The sequence below is a fragment of the Kitasatospora sp. SC0581 genome, assembly GCF_048159585.1.
Taxonomy (GTDB): Bacteria; Actinomycetota; Actinomycetes; order Streptomycetales; family Streptomycetaceae; genus Kitasatospora.
In genome coordinates, this window is the sequence record NZ_JBLRWA010000026.1 from 66,593 (window position 1) to 76,170 (window position 9,578).

Here is a 9,578-nt window from a genome sequence, read left to right on the forward strand (position 1 = left end):
ACGAGGCCGTGAGCCCGTCCGACCACCCGGCGCGCACCGCGCCCGTCTCCGGGCTGCAACGCGGCCTCTGGTTCCTCGACCGCCTCGACCCGAAGGCCGTCACCTACTGCACCCCCTGGACCCTCGACGTCACCGGCCCGCTCGACCTCGCGCTGCTCCGACGCGCGCTGGACGCCGTCACCGCCCGGCACGAGACCCTGCGCACCACCTTCGCGCTGCACCCCGACGGCCCCCGCCAGCACGTGCACCACCGCCTCGCCGTGCCGCTCGCGGAGACCGACCTGCGGGACCACCCCGACCGGGCCGCGCGCCTGGAGGAGCTGCTCGCCGCCCGCTGCGCCGAGCCCTTCGACCTGGCGGCCGGCCCGCTGCTGCGCGCCGAGGCCTTCCGGCTCGCGGACGAGCGCACCACCGTGCTGTTCACCGTCCACCACATCGTCTGGGACGGCTGGTCCGCCGAGGTCTTCGAGCGCGAACTCGCCGAGCTGTACGACGCGGCGCTGCGCGGCCGGGAGGCCGAACTGCCGGAGCTGACCGTGCAGTACGCCGACCGCGCCGAGGAGGAGCTCGGCACCTCCTACGAGGAGCACCTGACCTACTGGAAGGAGCAGCTGGACGGCACCCCCGCGCTGCTGGAGCTGCCCACCGACCGGCCCCGGCCCGCCGAGCGCGGCGCGGCCGGCCGCACCGAGGGGTTCGACCTCGCCCCGGGGACGGCGGCGCGGGTCCGCGCCCTGGCCGAGACCGAGGGCGTCACCCCGTTCACCGTCCAACTGGCCGCCTTCGCCCTGCTGCTGAACCGCTGGACCGGCGCCGACGACCTGGTGGTCGGCACCCCGGTCACCACCCGCGACCGGCCCGAACTGGAGCACCTGCTCGGCTACTTCGTCAACCTGCTGCCGCTGCGCCTGCGGCTCGCGCCCGCGCTGAGCTTCCGGGACCTGCTGGAGCACGTCCAGGACGTCGCCTTCGAGGCGTACGGCTACCTCGACCTGCCCTTCGACCAGATCGTCGACCGGCTCGGCGCCGCCCGCAGCGCCCAGCACCCGCCGCTGGTCCAGGTGGTGTTCGGCGCCCACGGCGAGGACCGCACCCCGCTGGCGCTCGGCCCGGCGGCCACCGCCCGGAGCCGGGTGCGCTCCAACGGCACCAGCAAGTTCGACCTCACCTGGTCCGTCTTCGACGGGGGAGACGGCGGCGAGCTGCGCGGCGAGGCCGAGTACCGCAGTGAGCTGTTCGACCCGCAGACCGTCCGCCGGCTGGCCGCCGAGTTCGACGCCCTGCTCGCCGCGGCCCTGGACGACCCCGACGCCACCGTGCTGCGGCTGACCACCCGCCCCGCCGAGGGGGCCGCGGCCACCGACACCCCCGGCCACTGCCTGCACCACCTGTTCGAACGGGCCGCCGACGCCCACCCCGACCGGCCCGCCGTCAGCGACCCCGACCGCACCCTGGGCTACGCCGAACTCGACCGCCGGGCCAACCGCCTCGCGCACGCCCTGCGCGCCCGCGGCGCCGGCCCCGGCGACCGCGTCGGCATGCTGCTGGACCGCACCGCCGACGTCCTGGTCACCGTCCTCGGCGTGCTCAAGACCGGCGCCGCCTACGTGCCCGTCGACCTGGCCGCCCCCGCCGACCGCGCCGCGCTGGTCTTCGGCGACACCGGCGTCGCCCTGGTCGTCACCGACCGCCCGGACCTGGTGCCCGAAGGCCCCTGGCAGGCCTACGACCTGACCGCCGAGGCCGCCGACCTGGCCGCCCGCCCCGACACCCGCCCGCCGGCCGCCGGCCGCCCCGGCGACGTCGCCTACGTCATCTTCACCTCCGGCTCCACCGGCCGCCCCAAGGGCGTCGCCGTCGCCCACGAGCACGTCAGCCGGCTGATGGCGGACGGCGAGCGGCACTTCGGCTTCGGCCCCCAGGAGACCTGGACGCTCTTCCACAGCTACGCCTTCGACTGGACGGTCTGGGAGATGTGGGGCGCCCTGCTGCACGGCGCCCGCCTGGTCGTCGTCCCGTACGTGACCAGCCGCTCGCCGGAGGAGTTCGCCGAGCTGCTGGCGGAGGAGGAGGTCTCGTACCTCTGCCTGACCCCCTCGGCGCTGCGCCAGCTGGAGCCGGTGCTGCGGCGCAGCCCGCGCGCCCTGCCCGCACTGAAGTGGATCATGCTGGGCGGGGAGGCGCTGGACCCGGCCGTCGTCCAGCGCTGGTTCGAACTCGACCCGCCGCCCCCGGCCCGGCTGTGCAACCTGTACGGCATCACCGAGACCACCGTCCACGTCACCACCCACGACCTGGCCGGCAGCGCCGGCTTCGAGCGCAGCCTGATCGGCACGCCGATGCCGCACCTGAGCGCCCAGGTCCTGGACGACTGGCTGCGGCCGGTGCCGCCCGGCGCGGCCGGCGAGCTGTACATCGGCGGCGGCAGCCTCGCCCACGGCTACTGGGGCCGCCCCGGCCTCACCGCCGGGCGCTTCGTCGCCGACCCGTACGGCCCGCCCGGGGCCCGGCTCTACCGCACCGGCGACGTCGCCCGGCGGCTGCCCGGCGGCGGGCTGGAGTACATCGGGCGCGCCGACTTCCAGGTCAAGCTGCGCGGCTTCCGGATCGAACTCGGCGAGATCGAGAACGCGCTCGCCGCCCACCCGGACGTGGACGCCTGCGTCGTCACCGTGCACGAGGACCGCCTCGCCGCGTACGTCACCGGACGCGAGCCCGCCGACGTCCGCGCCTTCCTCGGCCGCTCGCTGCCCCCGTACATGGTCCCGGCGAGCTTCACCGTGCTGGAGTCGCTGCCGCTGACCGTCAACGGCAAGGTGGACCGCGCCGCGCTGCCCGCCCCCGGCCAGCGGGCCACCGCCACCGGAGGCCGGCACGTCGAGCCGCGCACCCCGGAGGAGGAGGCCTTCGCCGCCGTCTGGACGGAGGTCCTCGGGGTGGACGGCATCGGCGTCCACGACGACTTCTTCCACCTCGGCGGCGACTCCATCCGGGCCGTCCAGCTGGCCGGCGCGCTGCACGAGCGCGGCTGGGGGCTGAGCCTGCGGGACGTCTTCAACGCCCCCACCGTCGCCGCCCTGCTGCCGCTCGCCGAGCCCGTCACCCAGGGCCCGGACGCCCACGAGCCCTTCGCCCTGGTCACCCCCGAGGACCGCGCCGACCTGCCGCCCGGTCTGGTCGACGCCTACCCGATGGTGTCCATGCAGCTCTCCATGGTCTTCCACATGGAGATCGCCGGCGGCACCGACAGCTACCACAACGTCAACTCCTACAAGATCTCCGGCGACCTCGACGAGCAGGCCTTCCGCCGCTCCGTCGCCGAGGCCATGGACCGCCACGCCGTGCTGCGCACCGGCCTGGACCTGTCCGGCTACGGCGAACCGCTGCAGCTCGTCCACGGCCGGCTGCCCGCCCCCGTCGAGTTCGCCGACCTGCGCGGCGCCGCCGAAGCGGACCAGGACGCCGCGATCCGCGAGGTGTTCGACACCCACCGGTGGACGCCCTTCGACCTCACCGCGCCGCCGCTGTTCCGGATCACCGTGCAGCGCCTCGCCGAGGACGCCTTCCAGCTCACCGTCTCCGAGCACCACGCGATCCTCGACGGCTGGAGCTTCACCTCGCTGCTCACCGAGATCCTGGAACGCCACACGGCCATCGCCGAGGACCCGCTCGGCGCGCCCGCCCCGCCGCCGCGCACCGCCTTCCGCGACTTCGTGGCCGTCGAACGGCAGGCCGCCGGGGACGAGCGCTCGCTCGCCTACTGGCGCGAGCGGCTGGACGGCGTCAGCGGCCAGTCCTTCCCCGGCAGCGAGTCCGTGCACGAGGCGCCGCGCACCGTCGAACGGGTGCTGCCGGAGGCGCCCGGACAGTTGCGCGACGTCGCCGACGCGCTCGGCGTGCCGGTCAAGTCGGTGGCGCTCGCCGCCCACCTGCACGCCCTCGCCGCCGTCACCGGGCGTCGGCGCGTCACCACCGGCCTGGCCGTCAACGGCCGGCTGGAACGGCTCGGCGGCACCGAGGTGTACGGGCTGTTCCTCAACACCGTCCCGCTGAGCTGCGAACCCACCGACGACCTGCTCGCCCTGGTCCGCGAGGTCCACCGGGAGGAGCTGGACATGATGCCGCACCGCCGGGTGCCCTTCGCCCGCCTCGCCCGGCTGATGACCGACACCGCGCTGGACAGCCAGTTCGGCTACCTGCGCTTCCACGCCCTCGGCCGGCTCAGCTCGGCCCGCATCGTGGACGGCCGGATCGGCACCGAGCCGACCCTGCGCCACGAACCCAACAGCTTCACCTTCGGCGCCTCGGTCATCCAGGACCCGGTCACGCAGCGGGTGCTGCTCGCCGTGGACCACCAGCGCTCGCTGGTCGCCGACCACACCGCCGAGCAGTTCATCGACACCTACGCCGCCGCCCTGCACACCATGGCCGCCGCCGCCCGAGAGTCCTGAGGAGCCGTCATGACCGATCTGCTGGACCGCCTGCGCGACACCGTCGCCGCCCACCCCGGGCGCACCGCCGTCCTGGCCGGCGCCGACCGCCTGGACTTCGCCGAACTCGACCGCCGCACCGCCGCCCTGGCCCGCGCCCTGCGCGAGCGCGGCGTCGGCCGCGGCGACCGGGTCGGCGTCCACCTCGCCCGCACCGCCGACCTGCCGGTCGCCCTGCTCGCCGTCTGGCGGGCCGGCGCCGCCTACGTCCCGCTCGACCCGGCCTACCCCGCCGAGCGGCTCGCCCACATGGCCGCCGACGCCCACCTCGCGGCCCTGATCAGCGCCGACGGCCTCCCGGCGGCCGACGGGGTGCCGGTGCTGCGCCCGGACGCCGCCGCCGACGGGCCCGAACTGCCCGAGCACGCCCACCCGCTGGACCCGGCGTACGTCATCTTCACCTCCGGCTCCACCGGCCGCCCCAAGGGCGTCGAGGTGCCGCGCGGCGCCGTCGCCGCCCTGGTCACGGCCCTGGAGGCGAGCGGCGCCTACCGCGCCGAGCCCGGTGTGGTCGGCTGGAACGCCAGCGTCTCCTTCGACGCCTCCGTCCAGCAGTGGGCCCGGATCTGCCGCGGCGACACCGTCCTGGTGATCGGCGAGGAGCACCGCGCCGACCCGGCCCGGGTGGCCGCCCTGCTGGCCGAGCACGCCGTCACCGACCTCGACCTGACCCCCTCGCACTGGGAGCTGCTGCGCGAGCCGCTGGCCGGCGCCCGGGTGCCGCGGCTGTTCATGGGCGGTGAGGCCGTCCCCGAGCGCACCTGGCGCGAGCTGGCCGACGGCGGCGTCGACGCGCTCAACCTGTACGGGCCCACCGAGTGCACCGTCGACGCCGTCACCGCGCCGATCAGCGGCCCCGGACCGCACCTGGGCGCGCCGCTGCCCGGGGTGCGCCTGCACCTGCTGGACGAGAAGCTCGCCCCCGTCCCCGACGGCGTCGTCGGCGAGCTGTACCTGGCCGGGCCCGGCCTCGCCCACGGCTATCTCGGCCGCCCCGGGCTGACCGCCGAACGCTTCGTCGCCGACCCGGTCGCCGCGGGGGAGAGGATGTACCGCACCGGCGACCAGGCCCGGCGCGGCGAGGGCGGCCGGCTGGAGTACGTCGGCCGGGTGGACCGCCAGGTCAAGCTGCGCGGCTACCGGGTCGAGCTCGGCGAGGTCGAGCACGCCCTGGCCGGGCTGGCGGGCGTCCGGGCCGCCGCCGTCACCGTCCACGAGCCCGCCCCCGGCGACCGCCGGCTGGCCGGCTACGTCACCGGCGCCGTCACCGCCGCCGAGCTGACCGAGCGGCTGCGGGCCACCGTGCCCGCCCACCTGGTGCCCTCGGTGATCACCGTGCTGGACGCCCTGCCGCTCACCCCGAACGGCAAGGTCGACCTGGCGGCGCTGCCCGCCCCCGCCCCCGCCGCCGCCCCCGCCTCCGCCGCCGCGGAGTCGGGCGCCGGCGGACTGGCCGGGCAGGTCGCCGAGGTCTGGGGCACCGTGCTCGGCGTCACCGGCCTCCGGCCCACCGACGACTTCTTCTCGCTCGGCGGCCACTCCATCGCCGCACTGCGGGTCGTCCACCTGCTGCGCCGCCGCCTCGGCATCGAACTCCAGCTGCGCCACCTGCTCGACTCGGCCGACCTGGCCGCCTTCACCGCCACCGTCGAACGGGCCGTCGCGGCCGGCACCGCCGCCCCCCGGCCCGCCCTGACCGCCCGTGCCCGGGCGGCCGGCGCATGACCACCGCCCTGCGGGTGCGGCCCCGCGTCGAAGGGGACTGGCTGTTCGTCCCCGTGCCCCAACCGCGGAGCCCGTACCGGCTGTTCTGCTTCCCGCACGCCGGGGGCGACGCCACCGCCTACACCCCGCTGGCCCGCGCCCTCGCCCCGGTGGCCGAGGTCTGGGCGCTGCGCCCGCCGGCCCGCGGCGGCCGGCTCGGCCACCCGATGCCCGCGAGCTTCGACCTGCTGGTCGACGCCGTCCTGGAGGCCCTCGGCCCGCACCTGACCGGGCGGTTCGGCTTCTACGGGCAGAGCTTCGGCGCCCTGCTCGGCTACGAGGCCGCCCGGGCGCTGCCGGCCGGGCGGCGGCCCGAACTGGTCGTCGCCGCCTCCGCCTCGCCGCCCGCCGCCTGGGCCGGGGCGGACCGCCCCCAGTACACCGCCGACGAGCTGCTGCGCCTCGCTGGAATGGGGCAACTCGTCGAGGGCGAAGCCGAGTTGAAGGAGCACGCGCTGCGCGGCATCCGCACCGACCTGGACGTGGTCGACACCTACCGGCCCCGTCCGCACCCGCCGATCGGCTCCGCCCTGCACACCGTCGTCGGCGCCGAGGACCCGCTCCTGGCCGTCGGCGGCCTCGAAGGCTGGGCCGCCCACACCAGTGGCGGCTCCGGCCACCACGTCGTCCCCGGCGGCCACCTGCTCGCCACCGTCGACGGGCCCGGCCCGGTCGACCTGCTGACCTCCCTCATCGCGCGGCCCGGCGCCGCGCACCTGTCCCGGACGGAGCACTGATGCCCACCACCACCGCGGTCGACCTCACCGACCCCGACCTCTGGGCCCGGCCCGACACCCCCGCGCTGGTCGCGGAGCTGCGCCGGGAGTCCGCCGTCCACCGCACCGACACCGTCGACGACGGGCCGGTCTGGTCGGTGCTCTCCTACCGGCACTCCGCCGAGGTGCTGCGCAACGCCGCCGTCTACAGCTCCGAGCAGGGCTCGCTGCTCGGCGCCGGCGAGGGCAACGTCCCGGTCGGCTCCGGCCGGATGATGGCCCTCACCGACCCGCCCCGGCACCGTGAACTGCGCGCCCCCGCCAACCCGTTCTTCTCGCCCGGCGCCGTGCGCGGGGCCGCCCGGGGCATCGCCGGACTCGCCGCCTCGATCGTCGACCGGGCCGTCGAACTGGGCGAGGTGGACCTCGTCGACGCGGTCTCCGCGCTGCCGCTGTCCGTCATGTGCGACCTGCTGGACGTCCCCGAGGGCGACCGCGAGATGGTCGAGCGGGTCTGCGACGTCGCGTTCCTCGGCCGCACCCCCGAGGAGCGCCGGGCAGGCCACCAGCAGCTCATCCCGTACCTGCTGCACCAGGTGATGCTGCGGCGCAGCGACCCGCGCGACGACCTGATCAGCATGATGGCCACCTACCGGGTCGGCGGGAGGCTGCTGCCGATCGAGGACGTCGTCCTCAACCTGGACAACATCGTGGTCGGCGGCGTCCAGACCGTCCGCCACACCGCCGCGATGGGCCTGTACACCCTGGTCCGGCACCCCGAGCTGTGGCGGAGGCTCCAGCGCGGCGAGGTCGGCATGGACTCGGCGCTGGACGAACTCCTGCGCTGGACCTCGGTCGGGCTGCACACCCTGCGCACCGCGAGCCGGGACACCGAGCTCGACGGGCGCACCATCCGGCGCGGCGACCGGGTCGCGGTCTGGGTCTGGTCCGCCAACCGGGACCCGGAGGCCTTCGACCGGCCCGAGGAGATCCTGCTCGACCGCGCCCCCAACAAGCACCTCGCGCTCGGCCTCGGCGCCCACTACTGCGTCGGCGCGCCGCTGGCCAAGGCCGAACTCGGCGGCCTGTTCACGGCGCTGCTGGAGCGCGTCGCCGTGATCGAGCAGACCGGGCCGGTCGTCCACAACCGCTCGATCATCAACTTCGGCCTGGACCGCTTCCCGGTCCGCCTCACCCCGCGCTGAACCGCCGGGTGCCGAGCCGGGCGATGGGACGGCGGGCGGGGCGGCAGGCGGCAGGGCCCAACTGCCGCGTTCCTGCCGCGACTCCTGCCCTTCCGCCCCGCGGCCCGCCCCTACCTTCGAAGCAACCCGAGCGAAGCAAGCCGAGCTTCGAAGAAACCCGAAGAGGACACCATGAGCAACCCGTTCGAGGACGACAGCGCCGGCTACCTGGTCCTGGCCAACGACGAGAACCAGCACTCGCTGTGGCCGGTCTGGATCGACGTGCCGGCCGGCTGGACCACCGTCCACGGCGAGGACACCCGCCAGGGCTGCCTCGACTACATCGAGGCCAACTGGACCGACATCAGGCCCGCCAGCCTGGTCGCCGCCCTCTCCGCCCCCGCCGACCGGTGACCGCCGCCATGCCGACCTGGGAACTGAACCCCGGCCGCCCGGCCCTCGCCCACGCGCCGCGCACCGCGGACATGGGCGAGGCCTGCGAGTGGCTGCGCGAGAACGAGAGCGCGCTCACCGACGCCCTGCACCGGTACGGCACCATCTTCCTGCGCGGCCTGCCGGTCACCGGCACCGAGGACGTCGCCGCCGTGCGCGACGTCCTCATCCCCGAGCGCACCCCCTACCGGGAGAAGGCCACCCCGCGCAGCGACTACGGCAACGGCGTCTACTCGTCCACCGACCTGCCGCCGGTCCAGCCGATCCGGATGCACAACGAGAACAGCTACACCCTGACCTTCCCCGGCCGGCTGCTCTTCGCCTGCCTGACCGCCCCCGACGAGGGCGGGGCCACCCCCACCGCGGACTGCCGCCAGGTGCTCGCGCAGCTGCCCGCCCACCTGGTGGAGCGGATGCGGACCAACGGCTGGACGCTCACCCGCAACTACTCGGACTACATCTCGCTCGGCTGGCGCACGGCCTTCGCCACCGAGGACCGCGCCGAGGTCGAGGCCTACTGCAAGGAGAACGGCATCAGCTGCGAGTGGCTGGCGGACGGCAACCTGCGCACCACCCAGGTGCGCCCCGGCACCATCCGCCACCCGCGGACCGGCGAGCAGGTCTGGTTCAACCACCTCGCCTTCTGGAACGCGTGGTCGCTCGACCCGGACATCCGGGAGGCGATGACCGAGGAGTTCGGGCCGGACGGACTGCCGTTCAACACCGGCTTCGGCGACGGCGAGCCGCTGGAGCGCGCCGACGTCGACGCCCTCAACGAGGCCTACCACGCCGCCACCGTGCGGGAGCGCTGGCAGGTCGGCGACGTGATGCTGGTCGACAACGTGCTCTGCGCCCACGGCCGGGACCCGTACCGGGGCGGGCGCAAGATCGCCGTCTCGATGGGTCAGCCCCTGGAGATCCAGGACTGCCGGCCCACCGCGGGGCTCACCGTCTGACCGCCGTCCGTCCCC

Annotated in this window: 6 protein-coding genes; all 6 read left to right on the top strand. The window is 75.5% G+C overall.

All coding sequences use genetic code 11. The annotated features are described in order from the left end of the window. Positions 1-8: 8 nt before the first annotated feature. A complete protein-coding gene (locus ACLWS4_RS29240) occupies positions 9-4,451 on the top strand; it encodes an amino acid adenylation domain-containing protein (protein WP_416875698.1) in 4,443 nt (1,480 codons plus the stop codon). A gap of 9 nt (positions 4,452-4,460) precedes the next feature. Next, positions 4,461-6,215 carry a non-ribosomal peptide synthetase gene (locus ACLWS4_RS29245; protein ID WP_416875699.1) on the top strand — a complete coding sequence of 585 codons (1,755 nt, stop codon included), beginning with the start codon at positions 4,461-4,463 and terminating at the stop codon, positions 6,213-6,215. Beyond that, complete coding sequence (locus tag ACLWS4_RS29250; RefSeq protein ID WP_388051483.1) at positions 6,212-6,991, top strand: thioesterase II family protein; 780 nt, start codon at positions 6,212-6,214, stop codon at positions 6,989-6,991. The genes ACLWS4_RS29245 and ACLWS4_RS29250 overlap by 4 nt, the downstream gene beginning before the upstream one ends. Further along, positions 6,991-8,175, top strand: coding sequence for a cytochrome P450 (locus tag ACLWS4_RS29255; RefSeq protein ID WP_074006452.1), 1,185 nt, complete (start codon positions 6,991-6,993; stop codon positions 8,173-8,175). Before ACLWS4_RS29250 ends, ACLWS4_RS29255 begins: the two co-directional genes overlap by 1 nt. A 171-nt stretch (positions 8,176-8,346) precedes the next feature. Continuing rightward, positions 8,347-8,568: an MbtH family protein gene (locus ACLWS4_RS29260; RefSeq protein WP_049650867.1), complete on the top strand. Its 222-nt coding sequence runs from the start codon at positions 8,347-8,349 to the stop codon at positions 8,566-8,568. 8 nt (positions 8,569-8,576) lie between these two features. Next, on the top strand, positions 8,577-9,563 hold the full coding sequence (locus ACLWS4_RS29265; protein WP_074006474.1) for a TauD/TfdA family dioxygenase: 987 nt from the start codon (positions 8,577-8,579) through the stop codon (positions 9,561-9,563). Positions 9,564-9,578: the final 15 nt, after the last annotated feature.

Bases quoted from the DNA above. Each gene is read 5' to 3' on its own strand.
- ACLWS4_RS29245 (WP_416875699.1), top strand. From the start codon at position 4,461: ATGACCGATCTGCTGGACCGCCTGCGCGACACCGTCGCCGCCCACCCC.
- ACLWS4_RS29250 (WP_388051483.1), top strand. From the start codon at position 6,212: ATGACCACCGCCCTGCGGGTGCGGCCCCGCGTCGAAGGGGACTGGCTG.
- ACLWS4_RS29255 (WP_074006452.1), top strand. From the start codon at position 6,991: ATGCCCACCACCACCGCGGTCGACCTCACCGACCCCGACCTCTGGGCC.
- ACLWS4_RS29260 (WP_049650867.1), top strand. From the start codon at position 8,347: ATGAGCAACCCGTTCGAGGACGACAGCGCCGGCTACCTGGTCCTGGCC.
- ACLWS4_RS29265 (WP_074006474.1), top strand. From the start codon at position 8,577: ATGCCGACCTGGGAACTGAACCCCGGCCGCCCGGCCCTCGCCCACGCG.